The sequence below is a fragment of the Jannaschia sp. Os4 genome, from assembly GCF_016820245.1.
Lineage (GTDB): Bacteria > Pseudomonadota > Alphaproteobacteria > Rhodobacterales > Rhodobacteraceae > Jannaschia.
In genome coordinates, this window is the sequence record NZ_JAFCAR010000007.1 from 1 (window position 1) to 17,223 (window position 17,223).

The 17,223-nt window shown below is 73.4% G+C and carries 16 protein-coding genes and 1 pseudogene; 9 read left to right on the forward strand and 8 right to left on the reverse strand.

Annotated elements, in window-relative coordinates; genetic code table 11:
• The 3 genes and pseudogenes from JQC91_RS17365 to urtE all read left to right on the forward strand — a co-directional run.
• Positions 1-791 (forward strand): annotated as a pseudogene (locus JQC91_RS17365) (urea ABC transporter permease subunit UrtC); the annotation flags it as partial.
• Positions 788-1,552 (forward strand): urea ABC transporter ATP-binding protein UrtD, encoded by a 765-nt coding sequence (gene urtD, locus JQC91_RS17370; protein WP_203288851.1) that lies wholly within the window; start codon positions 788-790, stop codon positions 1,550-1,552. The pseudogene JQC91_RS17365 and the gene urtD, both read left to right, overlap by 4 nt.
• Positions 1,545-2,234 (forward strand): urea ABC transporter ATP-binding subunit UrtE, encoded by a 690-nt coding sequence (gene urtE, locus JQC91_RS17375; protein ID WP_203288854.1) that lies wholly within the window; start codon positions 1,545-1,547, stop codon positions 2,232-2,234. Before urtD ends, urtE begins: the two co-directional genes overlap by 8 nt.
• Before the next feature lie 25 nt (positions 2,235-2,259).
• Here the strand turns inward: urtE and JQC91_RS17380 are convergent, their stop codons facing one another.
• From JQC91_RS17380 to JQC91_RS17395, 4 genes are all read right to left on the reverse strand, one after another.
• A complete protein-coding gene (locus JQC91_RS17380) occupies positions 2,260-2,664 on the reverse strand; it encodes a type II toxin-antitoxin system VapC family toxin (RefSeq protein WP_203288856.1) in 405 nt (134 codons plus the stop codon).
• Complete coding sequence (locus JQC91_RS17385; protein ID WP_203288858.1) at positions 2,661-2,906, reverse strand: AbrB/MazE/SpoVT family DNA-binding domain-containing protein; 246 nt, start codon at positions 2,904-2,906, stop codon at positions 2,661-2,663. The genes JQC91_RS17380 and JQC91_RS17385 overlap by 4 nt, the downstream gene beginning before the upstream one ends.
• 98 nt (positions 2,907-3,004) lie before the next feature.
• Positions 3,005-3,979, reverse strand: a complete 975-nt coding sequence (locus JQC91_RS17390) for a ParB/RepB/Spo0J family partition protein (protein ID WP_203288860.1) — start codon at positions 3,977-3,979, stop codon at positions 3,005-3,007.
• Positions 3,976-5,202 carry an AAA family ATPase gene (locus JQC91_RS17395; protein ID WP_203288862.1) on the reverse strand — a complete coding sequence of 409 codons (1,227 nt, stop codon included), beginning with the start codon at positions 5,200-5,202 and terminating at the stop codon, positions 3,976-3,978. Before JQC91_RS17395 ends, JQC91_RS17390 begins: the two co-directional genes overlap by 4 nt.
• A 561-nt stretch (positions 5,203-5,763) precedes the next feature.
• Between JQC91_RS17395 and JQC91_RS17400 the strand changes: the two genes are divergently transcribed.
• Positions 5,764-6,810 (forward strand): replication initiation protein, encoded by a 1,047-nt coding sequence (locus JQC91_RS17400; RefSeq protein WP_203288864.1) that lies wholly within the window; start codon positions 5,764-5,766, stop codon positions 6,808-6,810.
• A gap of 37 nt (positions 6,811-6,847) precedes the next feature.
• Here JQC91_RS17400 and JQC91_RS17405 read toward each other — a convergent pair whose 3' ends face one another.
• Positions 6,848-7,105, reverse strand: a complete 258-nt coding sequence (locus JQC91_RS17405; protein WP_203288866.1) for a PAAR domain-containing protein — start codon at positions 7,103-7,105, stop codon at positions 6,848-6,850.
• 139 nt (positions 7,106-7,244) lie between these two features.
• Here JQC91_RS17405 and tssI point away from each other — a divergent pair, with 139 nt between their 5' ends.
• The 5 genes from tssI to JQC91_RS18270 are packed head-to-tail and all read left to right on the forward strand — an operon-like array spanning position 7,245 to position 12,317.
• Positions 7,245-9,311, forward strand: coding sequence for a type VI secretion system tip protein TssI/VgrG (gene tssI / locus JQC91_RS17410; RefSeq protein WP_203288868.1), 2,067 nt, complete (start codon positions 7,245-7,247; stop codon positions 9,309-9,311).
• Positions 9,312-9,345: 34 nt separating this feature from the next.
• Positions 9,346-10,113 (forward strand): hypothetical protein, encoded by a 768-nt coding sequence (locus JQC91_RS17415; protein WP_203288870.1) that lies wholly within the window; start codon positions 9,346-9,348, stop codon positions 10,111-10,113.
• A 1-nt stretch (position 10,114) separates the two neighbouring features.
• Positions 10,115-10,942 carry a hypothetical protein gene (locus JQC91_RS17420; protein WP_203288872.1) on the forward strand — a complete coding sequence of 276 codons (828 nt, stop codon included), beginning with the start codon at positions 10,115-10,117 and terminating at the stop codon, positions 10,940-10,942.
• Positions 10,939-11,472: a hypothetical protein gene (locus tag JQC91_RS17425; protein ID WP_203288874.1), complete on the forward strand. Its 534-nt coding sequence runs from the start codon at positions 10,939-10,941 to the stop codon at positions 11,470-11,472. Before JQC91_RS17420 ends, JQC91_RS17425 begins: the two co-directional genes overlap by 4 nt.
• The gene (locus tag JQC91_RS18270; protein ID WP_203288876.1) at positions 11,469-12,317 is read left to right on the forward strand and encodes a DUF4123 domain-containing protein; all 849 of its coding nucleotides are present in this window, start codon (positions 11,469-11,471) and stop codon (positions 12,315-12,317) included. The genes JQC91_RS17425 and JQC91_RS18270 overlap by 4 nt, the downstream gene beginning before the upstream one ends.
• Here the strand turns inward: JQC91_RS18270 and JQC91_RS17435 are convergent.
• The 3 genes from JQC91_RS17435 to JQC91_RS17445 are packed head-to-tail and all read right to left on the reverse strand — an operon-like array spanning position 12,297 to position 17,210.
• Positions 12,297-13,136 (reverse strand): hypothetical protein, encoded by an 840-nt coding sequence (locus tag JQC91_RS17435; RefSeq protein WP_203288878.1) that lies wholly within the window; start codon positions 13,134-13,136, stop codon positions 12,297-12,299. The two genes, JQC91_RS18270 and JQC91_RS17435, sit on opposite strands and share 21 nt — an antisense overlap.
• Positions 13,120-16,152, reverse strand: coding sequence for a toxin VasX (locus JQC91_RS17440; RefSeq protein WP_203288880.1), 3,033 nt, complete (start codon positions 16,150-16,152; stop codon positions 13,120-13,122). The genes JQC91_RS17435 and JQC91_RS17440 overlap by 17 nt, the downstream gene beginning before the upstream one ends.
• A 17-nt stretch (positions 16,153-16,169) precedes the next feature.
• Positions 16,170-17,210, reverse strand: coding sequence for a DUF4123 domain-containing protein (locus tag JQC91_RS17445; protein ID WP_203288882.1), 1,041 nt, complete (start codon positions 17,208-17,210; stop codon positions 16,170-16,172).
• Positions 17,211-17,223 lie beyond the last annotated feature (13 nt).

Sequence of the window (17,223 nt, forward strand, 5' to 3'; positions counted from 1 at the left end):
TCGCCGTGCTCGTCCCCGGCCTCGTGGCCCTCGTGTTCGGCTGGCTCGCCTTCCGCTCCCGCGTCGCGGGCGTCTACCTGTCGATCCTGACGCAGGCGGGCACGCTCGCCCTGTCCCTCTGGCTCTTCCAGAACGATTCGGGCCTGCGCGGCAACAACGGGCTGTCGGGCCTCCAGAACGTCCCCGGCGCCGAAGGCGTCCCGCAATCGACCCTGTCGCTGTGGTTCCTCTGGGCCTCCGCGACGGCCCTCGCCCTCGCCTATCTCGGCGCGGCGTGGATGGTGGCGGGCCGCTTCGGCTCGGTTCTGCGCGGCATCCGCGACGACGAGGCGCGGGTGCGGTTCCTCGGCTACGAGGTGGAGCACTACAAGCTCGCGGTCTTCACCGTCACGGCGATGGCCACGGGGGCGGCGGGCGCGCTCTACTACCCGCAGGCGGGCATCGTGAACCCCGCCGAGATCGCGCCCATCGCCTCGATCTACCTCGCCGTGTGGGTCGCCATCGGTGGGCGCGGGCGGCTCTACGGCGCGGTGATCGGCGCCGCCGTTGTCAGCCTCGCCTCCTCGTGGTTCACCGGCGGCGGCGCGCCCGACATCGACCTCGGTCCCTACACGGTCAGGTGGACCGACTGGTGGCTCGTCCTGCTGGGCCTCTCCTTCGTGCTCGTGACGCTCTTCGCCCCCAAGGGCCTCGGCGGCCTCGTCGATCTCTGGGCCGAGCGCCGCGCCGCCCGCCGCGTCGGCGACCTCGGCCCCGACGCGGGCGCACTGCGCAAGGAGGAGGCGTCGTGAGCGCGCTGCTCGAGGTGTCCGGCGTCTCCAAGTCGTTCGACGGGTTCAAGGCGATCGACAACCTGTCCTTCTCCGTGGGCGAGCCCGAGCTGCGCGCGATCATCGGGCCGAACGGGGCGGGCAAGACCACCTTCATGGACCTCGTCACCGGCAAGACCCGGCCAGACGGCGGCACCATCCGCTACGGCGAGATGTCGCGCGATCTCACGCGGCTGTCGGAGGCGGGCATCGCCCGCGCCGGCATCGGGCGGAAGTTCCAGAAGCCCACCGTGTTCGAGGCGCAGACCGTGGCCGAGAACCTGACCATGGCGCTGCGCGCCGCGCGCCGCCCGCTCGACGTCCTGCTCCGCCGCCCCGACCAAGGGGCCGCCGCCGCCGAGGTCGCCGCGCGGGTGGGGCTGGCGGACAGGCTCGCCACCCCGGCGGGCATCCTCAGCCACGGGCAGAAGCAGTGGCTGGAGATCGGGATGCTGCTGGCGCAGGAGCCGCGCCTCCTGCTGGTGGACGAACCCGCCGCCGGGATGACGTCCGCCGAGCGCGAGCGCACCACCGCCATGCTGGTCGAGGCCGCGCGCACCCGCGCCGTGGTCGTCATCGAGCACGACATGGAGTTCGTCCGCCGCCTCGGTTGCCGCGTCACCGTGCTGCACGAGGGGCGCGTGCTGGCCGAGGGCTCGCTCGACCACGTCACGGCGGACCCGAAGGTGATCGACGTCTATCTGGGCCGCCCCGAGGACGGCGTCGAGGCCCGCCATGCTTGAGGCGCGCGACGTCACCCTCGCCTATGGCGGCTCGTGCATCCTGCACGGCGTCGACCTGACCGCCGCCCGCGGCGCGGTCACCTGCGTCATGGGCCTCAACGGGATGGGCAAGACCTCCCTGCTCAAGGCGCTCGCCGGGCGGCACCCGATGGACGGCACCGTCACCCTCGACGGCGCCCCCCTGCCCCCCGGCCCCAAGGCGCGCGCGCGCGCGGGCGTGGCCTACGTCCCTCAAGGGCGCGAGGTGTTCCCCCAGCTCACCGTGGCCGAGAACCTCGCCACCGGCTTCGCCTGCCTGCCCCGCGCCGCGCGCGCGGTCCCCGACCACGTGTTCGATCTGTTCCCCGTCCTCGCCGAGATGCGCGGGCGCCGCGGCGGCGACCTCTCGGGCGGCCAGCAGCAGCAGCTCGCCATCGCCCGCGCCCTCGTGACGCGGCCCAAGGTGCTCCTCCTCGACGAGCCGACGGAGGGCATCCAGCCCAACATCATCGCCCAGATCGGGCGCGTCATCGACCGGCTGCGCCGCGACGGCGGGATGGCGATCGTCCTGGTCGAGCAGCGGTTCGACTTCGCGTGGGGCCTCGCGGACCACGTCGTGGCGCTGCGGCGGGGGACGGTGATCCGGAACGAGGCGCGTGGCGGGGCCGACCGCGCCGCCGTCCTCGCCGACGTCTCCGTCTGACGTCCGAGGCGGCCCGGAAAGGCCCCTACCCCGCCAGCCAGTTCTCCACCGCGAGCCCGTCCACGCGCTCGAACTCGCGGACGTTCGCGGTGACCACGGCCCGCCCCGTGGCGAGCGCGTGCGCCGCGATGAGCAGGTCGTTGCCGCCGATCGGCGTGCCCCTCGCCTCCAGCGCGGCGCGGATGCGCCCGTAGGCCGCGTCGACCGGCGGCGCGAGCGGCAGGACCGGGATCTCGGACAGCAGCGCCTCGACCCGCGCGGTCAGCCGGTCGGAGCCCTTGCGCGCGGCGCCGTAGCGCAGCTCGGCGGCGACCACGACGGAGGTCACCACCCCCGCCTCGCCCACCTCCGCCAAGCGCCGCGCGGCGGCGCCCGCAGGATGGCGGACGAGGTCGGACAGCACGTTCGTGTCGAGCAGCCAGCCCGTCAAAGCACGTCCTCGGACGCGGGCGGCGGGTCGTCGGGCAGCGGCAGGTCCTCGTCTAGCCGGTCCCACGACGCCAAGAGCCCCAGCAGCCCGCGCCGCCGCACCGGCTCAAGCACGAGGCGGTCGCCGTCGCGGCGGATGGTGACGCGGTCGCCCGGCATCTCCCAGTCGGCGGGGATGCGGACGGCCTGCGAGCGGTTGTTGCGGAACAGCTTGGCCTCGCGGGCGGGGGTCGGGGCGGACATCGGGCACCTCCGGGATATGCCTTTGACATATGCGAAGGCGCGCCCCTCGCGTCAAGCCGCCCTGCCCCGTCTCGCCGCGCGAATTGCCAATTGGCAAATCACTTGCCGAAGCGGTCCTCAAGGTAGAGCCGGAACGCCGCCTCCAGCGCCGCGCGCCCCATCCCGTCCGAGAACTCCAGCACGTGCGCCCTGCCCTTCCGGCGGTGGGTCACGCCCGATTCCTCGCGCGCCCGGCGGTAGACCTTCCCCTTGGGCGCGGCCTTCGGATCGGCCACGACCGCCTTGAGGCGCGCCATCACGCCCGCGGCGTCCGGCCCCCGGCCCTCCCGCGCGCGCTCGGCCCGGATCGCCTCCGCCTCGGCGATCAGCGCGTCGGCCGAGGCCGGCTTGCGCAGGTGCGGCCCGAGGGTCCGGGCGTGCAGTTCGCGGACGTCGTGAAGCGAAGGGAAGGCGGCGACGATCTCGTCGGGCAGCTTGGCCAGCTGCAGGAAGCGCGACAGCCACGCGTCCGACACCTCCAGCCGCGCCGCCATGTCCTTCTGCCGCCCGTCGTAGTAGAGGCCGAGCGCCTGCGCGTAGTCGCGCGCCCGCTCGAGGTCGGACAGGTCCGCGCGGTCGCGGTTCTCGATGTCCGAAAGGCGGAACGCCTCCTCGTCCGACAGGTCGCGCACCTCCACGAGGTAGCGGAACTGCGGGAAGTTGTTGGCCCGCAGCCACGACACCGCGAAGTGCCGCCGCGCGCCGCAGATCACCTCGTAGGGCGCGTCCGCGTCGCCGGTCTCGCGCACGATGGCCGGGAACTCCTGCCGCCCCTGCGCCCGGATGCCGTCGATCAGGTCGCGGCAGTTGTCCTCGGTCAGCAGGTCGTAGGCGCGGTTGTGCCGCGCCCACATGCGGGCCTGCGCCGGGTCGATCCAGCGCAGGGTCTTCTCCTCCAAGGCGCCGGACATCCGCTCGCCCACCCGCGCCTGGCGGGCGAGGAAGCGGGCGCCGCCCCGGCCCTCCGGCGGGCCCGCGTCCTCGCCCAGCCCCGACAGCACGTCGTCGAACACCGCCGAATGCTTCTTGCTCATATCACGCCCTCCTTGCGCAGGCTCGCGCGGTGGCTCGGCCACGTCCGGCGGATCAGGGTCTCCACCTCGCGCCCCACGGCATCGAGGTAGGTCCGGCACCGCCGGTGCGTCTCCGTCCGGGCCGCCGCGCCCGTGGTCTCGTAGACGGTCCCGAGATTCGCCGTCGCGTTGTCGATCTCCGCCGAGTCCTTGAGCGTGGCCCCGAGCATGTCCTGAGGGAAGACCGCATCCATCATCCGCTTGATCGCGACGTGGGCGGACTTGCCGTCGTTCATCTTGGTGGCGACGATCTTGACGAAGTCGTAGTCCCGCGCCCCGCCGTGACGGCTGATCTCGCCCAAGGTCGCGCCCATCATCCGCAGGAAATGCGCCGTCGAGCCGAAGTCGATGTTGTTGGGCGGCGCCGGGATCAGCAGCGCGGTCGCCGCGCGCAGCACGTTGAGCGAGATCATCCCCAGCGCGGGCGGCGGGTCCAGCAGCACCACGTCGAACCCGTCGGCGATGGTCCCCACCCCCTCGCGCAGCCGGTCCAGCACGTTGCCCTCCCGCGCCATGCGCGCGGCCAGCTCGTACTCGCTGTCGTAGAGGCCGAGGTTGGCGGGGATCATCGCAATGCCCGGCCAGTAGGTCGCCCGCAGCGCGTAGTGCAGCGAGGGCGGCCCGCCGTGGCGGAAGTAGGGGTAGAGCGTGTCCTCCGTCTCGTCGACGTCCACGTCGGGGTTGAGGCCGAACACGGCGGTGGTGGACGCCTGCGAATCGCAGTCGATCACGCAGACCCGGTAGCCCTTGAGCGCGAGGTACTGGGCGAGATGCGTGACCAGCGTGGACTTGGCCACGCCGCCCTTGAAGTTCTGCACCGCCAGCACGCAGGGCGGGTCGCCCTCGGCGCGCCACGGGCGGGTGCCGAAGAGGTCGCGCATCGCGTTGACCTGCCCGAGGCTGTAGCCCGTCCGCCGGTTCGTCTCCGGATCCTTGTCCGGCGCGGGCAGCCGCCCGTCGTCCTCGGCGTCCCGGATCGCCTTCTCGGTGCGGCCCGCCATCTCGGCGGCCGTGCGGACGTTGAAGCGCAGATCGAGCCGCTTGCGCGCGTCCGGCGCGTAGACCCGGTCGCGGAGCCGCTCGATCACGGTGGCGGCCCGGTCCGCGAGGCGGTCCATCTCGGCCAAGCCCACCGGCGGCAGCGCGCCGGGCGGGAGCGGGGGGGTCGTCGTCTCGTCGGTCATGCCGGCCTCGCCTCGGGGGCCCCTCTCGCGGGGGCGTTGCCCTAGGGGTGCGCCTCCGCGATTCGGAGGGCAAGTGCGGTTCTGGGGCGGACGGGACGGAAAAAGCGGAAGTGGTGGCGTCGGGGCCGCAGGTGCGGAACGGAGGCCGGCCGAGGACCGGAATACCCGAAAATCCGATCGAAGGACACCGCCCCGCAGGGGTTCAGGATTCTCGGTGTTCTCTGTTCCCGCCGGCTAACCCTTTTGCCCATGCGGATAATCCGCCCGGCCGCTTACGTACAGGGTGGCAATTCTTACGCATCGGGTGGGCCTGCGCTACGTCCGGGGTGGGCTGCGCCTACGGATGGGGGGCGATTCGGCGCCGCGGCTGGGGAACGCCTGTGGATAACGTCGAATCGGCTTGTCTCCGGGGCCGCTCGAGGTCGCGTCGGGCGAATCGTGGCGCCGGGGCACCCCAGATGTAAGCTTACGGATCGGGTGAGCCGAAGCCGCCTTGACCTCCGCCCCGCTCGACGTTTCCCTACGTCCGACGCGCACGCACGTAAGGACGCCACGTAAGCGATGGCCGAGACGGACCCCCCTGCCCCGCCCTCCGCGCCCCGCGCATGGCGCACGCTCGACGCGCGGCCCTCGGCGGACACGCTGGTCAAGCCGGGCGAGCTGGTCGACGTGGTCGAGGTCACGCCGCTCACCCTCGCGGACCGTCGCATCTACAACCTCCTGCTCGAGAACGCGTGGGATTCGATCGACAAGCCCGTCACCCATACCATCCCCAAGGCGCTGCTGCGCGGGTCGCACAACGCCAACGACCGGATCGGCGCCTCCATCGAGCGGCTGATGAGCGCGATCGTCCGCGTCTCCGTCGTCTGGGACGGCGAGCCGGCGGTGGAGCGGGTGCAGCTGCTCGGCGGCAACGTCGAGACGCTGCGCCGCGACGGGATGCTGGAGTACGAGATCCCCGCCCGCCTGCGCCGGATCATCGCCAACTCGGCCGTGTTCGCGCGGCTGCAGCGCGAGGTGATGTTCGCGCTGACCTCCAAGTACGCGCTGACGCTCTACGAGATGGTCCAGAAGCGCGGGAACCTGCGCTGGCGCTCGTCGGAGAAGTTCGACCTCGAGGGGCTGCGCGCGGTGCTGGGCGTGCCGAAGGGCAAGCTGACGACGTGGTCCAACCTGAAGCTGCGCGCAATCGACCCGGCGGTGGCCGAGGTGAACGCGCTGTCGGACTACGTGGTCGAGATCGCGCCGATCAAGTCGGGCCGCCGCGTGACCCATGTGGAGCTGCGCTGGTGGAAGAAGGACGGCGCGGGGCAGGGCGCCGCCGCGCGGGAGCTGCAGGGCTCGAAGGTGGGCCGCGCCGCGCGGGTCGCGGGCACCGCGGAGGAGCCCGCCGCGCCGCTGCGCCCGCGCCCCGCCACGATGGACCGCGTGGGCGCGCCGCTGCGGACCGAGACCTACGAGACCGCGCGCCTGCGCCATCCCGGCTACGACATCTACTTCGTGGAGTCGGAATGGCGGTCGTGGAGCCGCGGCAAGGACGAGCCGCAGGATCCCGATCGCGCCTTCCTCGCCTTCTTCCGGACCTACGCGGAGCGGCACCCGATCTGAATTTGCCAATTGGCAAATCGCCGGGGCGGGGCGCCGCTCAGGGCAGCGTCTTGGCCTGCGGGGAGCCCTCGACGATGGTGCCGCCGTGGTTCGTCACCGAGCCGACATATGCCACCGCCTTGCCGTCGCAGGTCGCCATGGAGGAGCCGGTGGTGATGACCGCCCCGCAGGCGGTCTTGTCGCCCACGCGGGCGACGGGCCGCCCGTCGACGAGGCCGGAGCCGCCCTCGACGATCGGGTTGGGCCCATGGGCGGGGCAGACGTGCTTGTCGCCGAGGCGGGCCACGGGGAGCATGGCGGTCTCCAATCGTCACGGTGCGGTCGTGGCCACAGTGTTTCCCCGGCCACGCCCGGGCGCAAGCCGCCTTTCAAATGGGGGGCGCCGCCCGTAACATCGGCGGAACGGTGCATGCGGGCACGGATTGGAGCGACCGATGAACGCGATCTTCACGCAGGACACGCGACTCGGGCGGCTGACGACGGCGCTGGGGAAGGACACGCTCGTCCTGCTGCGCTTCGACGGCACGGACGCGATGAGCGGGCAGTTCGACTACCGCGTCGAGGCGCTCTCGACCGAGCCGAACATCGACTTCGACGGTCTGATCGGCACCCACGCGACCGTGGAGCTCGAGAGCTCCAACCACGGGACGCGCTACTACGACGGCATCGTGGTCGAGGCGCAGTGGGCGGGCGTGGGCGAGAACGGCAACCGCTACAACCTCGCGCTGCGCCCGTGGACGTGGCTGGCCGGGCTGCGGCGCAACCAGCGCATCTTCCACGGCCGCACGGTGGTCGAGATCGTGACCGAGGTGCTGTCCGACTACGCGGGGCTGGGCGAGCCCCATCTCGAGGTGCGGCTCTCCGAGGACTACCCCAAGCTCGAGTACACGGTGCAGTACCGCGAGAGCGACCTCGCCTTCGTGACCCGGATGCTGGAACGGTTCGGCATCAGCTACCACTTCGCCCACGCCGCGGGCTCGCACACGATGGTGCTGACCGACGCGGTGGACTCCCACGCGGCGGTCCCGGGCGGCTCGCGCGACTACAAGCCGGTCAATGCCGACCACCAAGGCGACGACGAGCATTTCTGGGAGTGGTTCCCCGAGCGGTCGATCACCACGGGGGCGATCCGGCTGACGGACTACAACTTCAAGACGCCCAACGCCGCGATGGAGGTGGACCGCGTCGGCGACGCGCGCTTCGCCCACGGCCAGATCGAGAGCTTCGACTATCCGGGCGACTACCTCGCGATGGGGCAGGGCAGCGTGGTGGCCGCCCTGCGCACCCTGCAGGAGCGCGGGCAGGACCGGCGCCACCGCGCGGTGGGCAACGTCGCGACCCTCGGGGCAGGGGGCGTAGTGACCTTGGGCGGCGACCACGTGCAGGGCGTGAAGGGCGAGGCGTATCTCTGCCTCCGGGCCACGCATTCCTACGTCTCCGACAGCTACGGCTCGGGCGAGGCGAAGTCCGACCGCCACGCCTACTCGGGCCAGTACGTGCTGATGCCGGTGACCGCGCCGATGCACCCGGAGCGCAAGACGCCGCTGCCGGTGGTGCAGGGGCCGCAGACGGCGGTGGTCGTGGGCGACGGCGAGATCGACTGCGACGAGTACGGGCGCATCCTCGTGCGGTTCCACTGGGACCTCGAGGGCGCCCACTCGATGCGGTGCCGGGTGTCGCAGAACTGGGCCGGCAAGGGCTGGGGCGGGATGGTGATCCCGCGGATCGGCATGGAGGTCGTGGTCGAGTTCCTCGAGGGCGACCCCGACAAGCCGCTGGTCACGGGCTGCGTCTACAACGGGCGGCAGGATCCGCCCTACCCGCTGCCGGCGGCCAAGACCAAGAGCGTGTTCAAGACCGACACCCACCAAGGGTCGGGCTTCAACGAGCTGACCTTCGAGGACGAGCGCGACCGCGAGCTGATCTACATGCACGGGCAGAAGGACCAGCAGATCGACATCCTCAACGACCGCGCCAAGGGCATCGGGCGCGACCAGTCCGAGACGGTGGGCCGGGACAAGACGATCTCGGTGGGCCGCGACCACACGGAGGCGGTCGGCCAGGACGCGCGGCACACCGTGGGCCGCGACGTGGTCTATCAGGTCGGCCAGAACCAGCAGGAGAAGTACGGCAAGGACCACGTCCACGTCGTCGGCAACATCCACAAGCAGGACATCTACGCCGACCACCTCGTGCAGGTGGGCCGCAACCACGAGGAGACGGTCCTCGGGCGCTCGGTGCTGAACGTCACGCAGTCGATCACCAACAACACCAAGCTGCACACGCTGATGGCCTACCAGAAGATGGTGGTGAAGGGGCCGGGCGGGAAGATCACGATCGACGCGTCGGGCATCACCTTGGAGGCGGCGCAGATCCGGCTGAAGGGGAACGTGTCGATGGGCGGCGGCGGCTCGGCGCAGGTGCCGACGCTGCAGGGCGCGGCGAACGACGCGCTGCCCTTGGTGGAGGAGTGCATCGCCCAGAAGGGCGAGGAGAGCTGACCCGCTCGGCCGCGAGAGGGCAGGGGAGGCGCCGGTGCTGACCGTCGACGCGCTGCTGACCCCGGACGTGCGGGACGCGCTGCGCCACGCCCGCGCGCGCGCCTATGCCGACAAGGCGGACGCGTTCGCGCGCGAGCGGCTGCCGCAGCGGCTGGGCGCGCTCGCGCCGGCGGACCGCCGGGCCGTCGTCGAGGAGGCGTATCGGCGGGGCCGGGGGCTCGGGCTGGAGGCGGACGGCGACCAGCTCATGCACCTCGTGGCCGTGGCGCATCTGGGTATCGGCTTCGCCACGGACCCGCAGTTCGCCGGGATGCGCGCGGCCGTGGGCTGGCGCAAGGGGACGGTCCCGGACCTGACGGGCTTCGCCGGCGAGATCGACCGCTACCGCGACGCGGTGGCCGGGGACGTGGCCGACCTGCGCCGCCCGATCCGGGCGTTCGAGCTGCACTTCGCGCGCGACGCGGCGGACGAGTCGGACGCGGCGTGCCTCGACCTGATGGGACGGGCCTTCCCGGCGCGCACGGCGCGGCTCTCCGCCGGCGCGCGGCAGGCCGTCGTGGCGGCGGGACGGGACGGGGCGCGGACCCTCGGCCTCGGGGGGGCGGACATGGTGGCCCACGTCGCGCTGACGCTGTGCTTCGGGCATGCCTTCGGGCACGATCCGCTCCATCCGTGGGCGGGGGCGGCCTACGCCCACGGCACGCCCGAGGCGCGGCGGCTCGCGCTCGGGGCGGGGGTGCGCGACCACGTCGCCCGCTTCGTCCCCGCGCCGGGCGAGGCCGATCCCAGCGAGAGGTTTTGACATGGCGGAGGTGACGACGGGCGGGCCCTGCGCGGCGATCTGGAACGGGCTGCGCGACCTCGCCGACCGGTTCGGCGCGCGGGGGCCGGGCGGCGCGGCGGCGCGGACGGCGTCCGACCTCGTGACGGCGACCGACTACGTGGACGAGGCGGTGGTCACGGGGGACACGCAGATCCAGGAGACGGCCCGCACCGCCCGGGTGGCGGGGGCCGACGCGCGGTCGGACAGCACGACCGGGAGCTGCCCCACCTGCAAGGTCGCCTTCGTGATCGGGCATTCCTCGACCGACGGGGGCGCCGACTCGACCTATATCGGCGAGCAGGAGTGGCCCTACAACGACGACGTCGCCAAGCGCGCCGTGGCCAAGATCGAGGCGCAGAGCGAGGGCCGCGTCTCGGCCAAGATCTTCTACCGCGTGACGGCGGGCGGCTACGGGTCGGAGATGCGCGCGGTCTACGCGCAGGTGAACGCCTACCTCGAGGACGTCCCGTCCGAGAAGAAGATCGCGATGGAGCTGCACTACAACTCCTTCGCGGGGCCGGCGGACTACGCGCTGGTGCTCTACGACAGCAGCGAGGGGCAGTCGGGCTTCGCGCAGCGCGCCGCCTCGCGGATGGGCGCGATCTACGGGGCGTCCCGGAGCCTCATCAAGCACTATGCGGACAACCCGACGGGGCATGGCGGGTTCAACTACGGGCCGCGCAACACCTTCCTGATGGAGCCGTTCTTCGGCTCGGACCGGCGCACGGCGACCATCGCCGCCACCGAGGAGGCGCGCGACGCGCTGGCGCAGGTCTATGCCGACCTCATGGTGGAGTGGACGCAATGATCCGGACGATCCTCCTGCTCGCGGCGCTGGCCGCCGCGCCGCCCGCCGCCGCCCAGAGCCTCCTCGCCCTGCCGGGGCCGGACGGCACGGCCTTCTGGCGGACCGGGCCGGGCGAGCCCGCGGCGGTGCATCGCGGCGTCGACGGGGGGCAGGGGGGCCTGTGCTACGCGCCCGGCGCCGGCGGGCGGCTGGTCCCGGACGCGGCGGACACGTCCTGCCTGCGCTACCTCGTGGTCGGCGCGGACCTGCAGACGGGCGGGGCGGACCCCTACGCGATCCGCGGGCGGATCGTGCCGGTCGCGGGCGACCTGTCCTTGGCGCGGCGCGGCTTCGCGGTCACGGGCGTCGCGGGGATCGGATACTGCGGCGAGCGGTCCGACTGCGACGTGATCCACGTCGCGGGCGTGACCTCCGAGGCGGTCCTGCCGGCGCTGGTCCGGGCGGTCGCCACGGGGGCGGTGGTCACGGTGCGCGGGCCGGGCGTCTGGTCCTTCGAGTCGATCGACGTCGTGATCGACGGGATCGAGTGACCGCGCCCGCGCCCAAGCCCGGCGAGGTCTGGCTGTTCGACGTGACCGTCGCCGCCGGGTCGGGGAGCGTCACGGCCCCCGCCGTCGCGGTGGCGCGGCGGCCCTCGGCGGCGCACCAGCTGCTGCGGCGGTTCCTCGACGGGCGCGCCGTGCCCGGCGAGATCGCGCGGCGCGGGGCGCTCGACGAGCTCGCCCTCGACGACGCGGCGGACCTCGCCGAGGGGCTGGCGGCGGACGGGGTCGCGCTGGGGCCGTTCGGGCACGACCACCCCCACGTCTTCCCCGCGCCCGCGGGCCGCCTGGTCGAGCGGCGGGTGCCGGTCGCGGACCTGCGCCGCCGGCTCTTCCCCGAGACGGCGCCCGGCGCCGACGGGGTGGAGACGGCGACCTTCGCAGTGCTCGACGCGGCGCGGGTGTTCGGCCTGCCCGAGATCCTCGCGGGGTCGGGGCTGGACCACCTGTCGCTGTTCCAAGGCGCCGCCGCCGCCGATCATGCGGAGACCGCGCCCTACCTCGTGAAGCTGCGGCCCGGCCACGGGCTGACGGCCCGGCTCCTTGGCGCGGCGGAGGAGGATCCGCTGGCGTGGCCCGCGGCGCCGGGGCTTCTGCTGCGCGCGCCGCTCGGGCTGCGGGGGCTGCGGCGGCAGCTGCGGGGATACACCTTCGTGCAGGACGAGGCGCGGGGGCGGCGGCTCTACTTCCGCTACTACGACCCGCGGGTCTTCGCCGCGACGATCCTGCGCGCGCAGGAGCCGGTCCGGGCGCGGTTCATGCGGGGGATCGAGAGCGTGACCCTGAACGACGGCGGCGACGACGCGGTGGAGCTAGCGGCGGAGGCGCCCTAGCCGCGCGTCCAGCCCGTCGGGCGCGTCGGGCGGCGGAGCGGTCGGGCCGTCCGGAACCGCCGCCGCGCCCTCGGCCATGAAGGCGGAGATCCGGGCCGCCAGCCGGTCGCCCGCGCCCACGTCGAGCGCGCCCTGCGCGTCGAGGGGCAGGCGGAGCGACGCGAGGCGCTCGGTCCCGGCCTCGTCCCGCAGGAGCCAGCCGAACTCCCACGGGCGCTGGACGTAGCGGACCGCGTCCCACGTCTCGACGAGGAGCGCGGCGCCGCGGCCCGCGTGGACGGCGCGGCGCGCGCGGTCGAAGGTGATCGCCCCGGTCGCGGGCCGCCGCGCCAGCGCCCACGCCGCCACCCCCCCGAGGACCAGCGCCGCGAGCGCGAAGAGCAGCAGCGGCAGGTGCGCCTGCCAGCCGCCGGGGGTGAGCACGAACTCGTAGCGGAGGAACTCCGCCGCGGTGAGCGTGCGGTCCGGCCAGATCAGCGGCAGCGTGCGGTCGCCCGCCGCGATCTCGTTGGCCACGTAGTCCGAGCCGAAGGCGTCGAGCTCCGCGTCCAGCAGGGCGAGCATCCCGGCCTCGCGCGCGGCGCGGCCCGTGACGAAGGCCCACGCCACCAGCGCCGCCGGCAGGAGCGCGAGCGCCGCCGCAGCCAAGGCCAGCGCGCGGCGGCGCCCCGCGCGCCCGTCCCGCAGCACGAGGCGGTCGTCGTCGACATGGACGATCTCGGGCGGGGCGGGGCCGGGCTCGGGCGCGACGGCGGCGGCGGGGCGGGGCGGGGCGAGGGCGGCGGCCGCCCTCCGCTCGAGGCTAAATCGGCCGGTCATTGAGCATCCCGACGGTGATCTCGGCCGGTCGCCGCAGCCGCCCCGCCGGGTGCAGGATCCGCATGGGGACGACGACGTCCGGCTTGGGCTCGTAGTACCAGATGATGTTGGCGCGCTGCCCGAAGTCGATCCGCAGGCTGACGACCATCATCCCCTGCTGCACGGTGTAGGTGCCGCCCTCGATGGCGCCGCGGAACGCGGCGGCGAGGCGGTCGGTCGCGGCCGGGTCGATGGGCTGGTCGATCTGCCCGGTCAGCTCGTTGGGCGTGCCGCCGGTGTAGACCCCGACCACGATCTCGGACTGGCCGATCACGAACTGCGGCAGGCGGAACACGAGGTCGTAGCTGCGGTCCTCGAACCAGAAGTTGCCGAAGATGCGCCGCCCCAGCGAGCCGCCGAAGCGGTCGATCTCCAGCTGGGGCATGGCGAAGAGGTTCATGAACTCCTGCACCTCCATGCGGAAGGCGATGGCGACGGCCTCCCGGTCGGGGCCGTCGTGGATGGCCATCATGCGCGCGCGCCGGATGCGGGTCTCGATCGGCTGGCGGTTGCCGTCCTGCCAGAAGGCGTAGTCGCGGGACTTGCCCCAGAAGCACTGGAAGAGGAGCAGCTCCAGCGGGTTCTTGGAGTAGATCAGGACCAGCACCGTGCCGATGCCGACGAGGATCAGCGCGAGGATCGTCGCCACCACCGCGACCGGCAGGCCGACCACGGTCGAGGCGCTGGCCCCCGCGCCGCCCGCCATCAGCCCCGCCGCCCCGAAGAACAGCGCGCCCGCGCCGAGCGCCGTGAGCGCGTGGCCGACCCCCGCCCCGGTGTTGCCTTGGCGGAACTCCGACACCGCGTTCCACGCGGAGGTGACGGCCATCGCGAAGTTGGCGACCGCGATCAGGCGGGAGGGCAGGGTGCCCGTCAGCACGCGGGCCAGCCGCCCGGCGCTGCCGGTGATGCCCGGCGCGAAGCGCGCGGCGACGGCGGCGGGCAGGACCCGCGTGCTCATGTCCGCCAGCTGGAGGCCCCCGCGGGCGAGGACCATCAGGTCGACGGTCAGCGCCGACAGGGCGGATCCGAAGGTCAGCGCGTCGTGGAGCATGTTGCCGCGCTGCAGCGGGTTGGCGCGCGAGAAGGCGGACTGGTTCGCGAGGCTCGCGATGGTCATCACGTTGAAGAAGGCGGAGACGCCGGTGAAGCCGCTCTCGACCGCGACGCCGACGCGGCGCCCGCTGCCCTCGGCCACGGTGAAGGCGAAGCGGTTCCCCGATTCGCGCACGACGTCGACCTCGGCGAGGCGCCAGAGGCGGGGCAGGCGCCCGGTGGACTGGTTCTGGCCCCAGCGGAACACCTTCTGGCCGGTCTCCAACCGCTGGCGGGCTCGCTCCAGCATCTCGATGCCCGCGTAGCCGCCGCTGCGGACGTTGGCCTCGAGGGCGCGCGCCACGAGCCGCGCGAGCTCGTCGCTGGTGTAGAGGGTGCGCCCGTCGACGATGCGGATGCCGAACACGTCGAGCGCCTTGGGGATCACCTCGTCGACGATGCGCTGGAGCGCGCGCGCGCTCATGCGGTAGCCGCCGCGCCGGGCGAGCTGCGCGGCGAAGCGGCTGTCGGCGACGGCCCGGCCCCAGAACGCGCCGAGGCCCTGCATGAAGCGGTCCATCGCCACGCCGGTGGCGCGCGCCCAGTCGAGGCCGTCCTGCGGCTGCGTGGTCAGCGCGATCAGGCCCTTCACCACCGCGCCGTAGGCGTTGCGCTGCTCGTGGACGGGCTTGTCGCCCTCGGCGTCGTGGGCGTTGTCGGCCAGCGCCGCCAGCATGGCCTGCCCCTCCTCCGAGGCCATCAGCCCGTCGAAGACGGGCGCGGCCACCTCCAGCAGCTTGACGAGCTCGGGCTCGGACGGGGCATCGTAGGCGAAGAAGTAGCGGAAGTAGCGGTCGAGGGTGCCGACGTCGTCGGTCTCCTCGCCGGGATACATGAACGCGCGGTAGAGCGCGGCGATCTGGGTCCGGCGGGCGGCGAACTCCCGGAACTGCCGGTCCATGTCCTGCCAGAAGGCGTCGTGGGCGGGGATGTCGACGTTCTCGGCGGCGGCCTCGGCGACCTCCTCGACGTCGCTGGTGCGCGCGGCCTGGACGAACTGCCCGATCATGTACGGGTAGAGGTTCAGCGCCGCGTGGTCCTGCTCCCAGACGGCGAGCTTGGCGTGGGCCTGCGCGATCTCGACCTGGCGCCCGACGGGGTCGTGCAGCGCGACGATCATCGAGGTGTCGCCGTAGCACTCGGTGTTGCCGATCTGGCGGGCGATGACCTCGGGCTCGGCGGCGAAGCTGGGCACGGTGGTCAGGTCGGCGAGGTTGAGGTCGCCGTCCGTCAGCACCCGGTCCCGGCGGCTGCGGTAGTCCTCGACGAGGCGGGAAAGGTTGTCGGCGGAGGCCTCCACGGCGTCGCGCCCGCCGGACACGAGGTTGACGCGCTGCATCGTCTCGGCGCGGAAGGCGGCGTCGCCGTTGATGCGGTCGACGATCGCGCCGTCGAGCTCGTGCTCGGTGTAGAGGATCGAGACCTCGGAGACGCCCTTGTTGACGAACACGAACGGATAGAACGCGCGCCCCGAGGAGCGGTCGAGTTCCAGCCCCGCCGTCGCGCTGAGGCCCCGGAAGAGGTACTTGCTGAAGCGCTCGACCACCTGCGGGTTGTCCCCGCCCGACGTGCCGTCGCGGTCGTAGCGGAAGATCTGCAGCGCCGAGCCGCCCGCCTCCTCGCGGATGTAGATCCAGCCGGGGCGCAGCAGGCGGGCGACGTAGCCTTGGCCGCCCGCGATGGAGGTCGCGCCGAGCAGCTGCGCGATCGGCGGCGGGCTCGCGGGGGCGACGACGTCGTCGAACAGGTTCGCGTAGCCGTAGCGCACGGGATAGATCGCGGTGATCGTGCTGTCGCAGGGGCGCTCGGCCGAGCCGACGTCGACGCCGGGGGCGGCCTGCGCCTCCGCGTCCGAGATGATCTCGTCGAGGGTCTCGCCCATGTCGTCCTCCTCGGTCGTCAGTGCGCCCGCCGCAGGAGCGCGCGGCCCCGCCCGATCTGTGCCACCGTCCGGTCGTCGATGATATCCCGCTGCGCGGCGATCCAGCCGGCCTCGCCCGCCGCCCACGCCGCCGCCACCGCGAGGAGGACCGCCTGCCGGTCGTGCAGGCCCGCCGCCCGCGCGGCCTCGATCGCGGCGCGGCAGAAGGCGCGCGCCTCGGGCGGGGCGGGGCGGTCGATCAGGGTCTCGCGGCAGAACCGCTCCGCCTCGCCCGCGAACCGGGCGAGGGCGCCCGCCGCCAGGGTGGCGCGCAGGGCGGGCGTGACGCGGATCGGCTCGGCGGCCGGCAGGTCGGTGCAGGTGGCGCGCAGCACGATCCCCTCGTCGGGGTCGATGGCGACCATCGCCGCCACCCCGCCGAACAGCCGCCCGCGCAGGCCCGGCGACAGGCCGAGCAGCAGCGGCAGCAGCGTCCGCGGCTCGGCCAGCCGCAGGAACACCCAGCCGTCCCCGTCGGGCAGCTTGGTGAAGCGGCGCAGGTTCGCGCGGATCCCCTCGAAGGGCGCGTGGGTCCGCAGGAAGATGCCGCAGCCGCGGGGCCAGTGGCTCCACGGGGCGCCGCGGTCGTCGAGGAGGTGGGCCGCGAACCAGTGGCCGGGCTCGAGCGCGGCGAGGTAGGGCGCGGAGGCGGCGAGCGTCTCGGCGGCGGGCGGGTCGAACAGGCACTGCACCCGCAGGTCGGGCAGCGCGTCCGGCCCGTCGAAGCCGGGGAGCCGCGCGGCGTCCGTGAGGTGGAGCGTCTCGCCCTCGCCCTCCCAGAGGAGGCCGTGCAGCGGCTCGGGCAGGGCGCGGGGATCGGGGGGCGGGGCCACCGGCCACGCGTCGATCCGCAGCCCCTCGTGGCCGATCGACAGCGGGGCGTCCTGCGCGGCGCCGACCGGCCCCGCCAGGCCGAGCGCGGCCATCAGCGGGGCGGCGCCGCCGTCCTCCCCGCAGAGCCACGTGCCGGAGGGGAGGGCCAGCGCGTCGAGATGGATGGTGGGGGCCTCGAAGGGCATCGGCGCGCTCGCG

Coding starts and splice junctions, on each gene's coding strand:
- JQC91_RS17390 (WP_203288860.1), bottom strand. CDS start 3,979: ATGAGCAAGAAGCATTCGGCGGTGTTCGACGACGTGCTGTCGGGGCTG.
- JQC91_RS17400 (WP_203288864.1), top strand. CDS start 5,764: ATGGCCGAGACGGACCCCCCTGCCCCGCCCTCCGCGCCCCGCGCATGG.
- JQC91_RS17395 (WP_203288862.1), bottom strand. CDS start 5,202: ATGACCGACGAGACGACGACCCCCCCGCTCCCGCCCGGCGCGCTGCCG.
- tssI (WP_203288868.1), top strand. CDS start 7,245: ATGAACGCGATCTTCACGCAGGACACGCGACTCGGGCGGCTGACGACG.
- JQC91_RS17435 (WP_203288878.1), bottom strand. CDS start 13,136: ATGACCGGCCGATTTAGCCTCGAGCGGAGGGCGGCCGCCGCCCTCGCC.
- JQC91_RS17385 (WP_203288858.1), bottom strand. CDS start 2,906: ATGTCCGCCCCGACCCCCGCCCGCGAGGCCAAGCTGTTCCGCAACAAC.
- JQC91_RS17445 (WP_203288882.1), bottom strand. CDS start 17,210: ATGCCCTTCGAGGCCCCCACCATCCATCTCGACGCGCTGGCCCTCCCC.
- JQC91_RS17440 (WP_203288880.1), bottom strand. CDS start 16,152: ATGGGCGAGACCCTCGACGAGATCATCTCGGACGCGGAGGCGCAGGCC.
- JQC91_RS17425 (WP_203288874.1), top strand. CDS start 10,939: ATGATCCGGACGATCCTCCTGCTCGCGGCGCTGGCCGCCGCGCCGCCC.
- JQC91_RS17405 (WP_203288866.1), bottom strand. CDS start 7,105: ATGCTCCCCGTGGCCCGCCTCGGCGACAAGCACGTCTGCCCCGCCCAT.
- JQC91_RS17420 (WP_203288872.1), top strand. CDS start 10,115: ATGGCGGAGGTGACGACGGGCGGGCCCTGCGCGGCGATCTGGAACGGG.
- urtE (WP_203288854.1), top strand. CDS start 1,545: ATGCTTGAGGCGCGCGACGTCACCCTCGCCTATGGCGGCTCGTGCATC.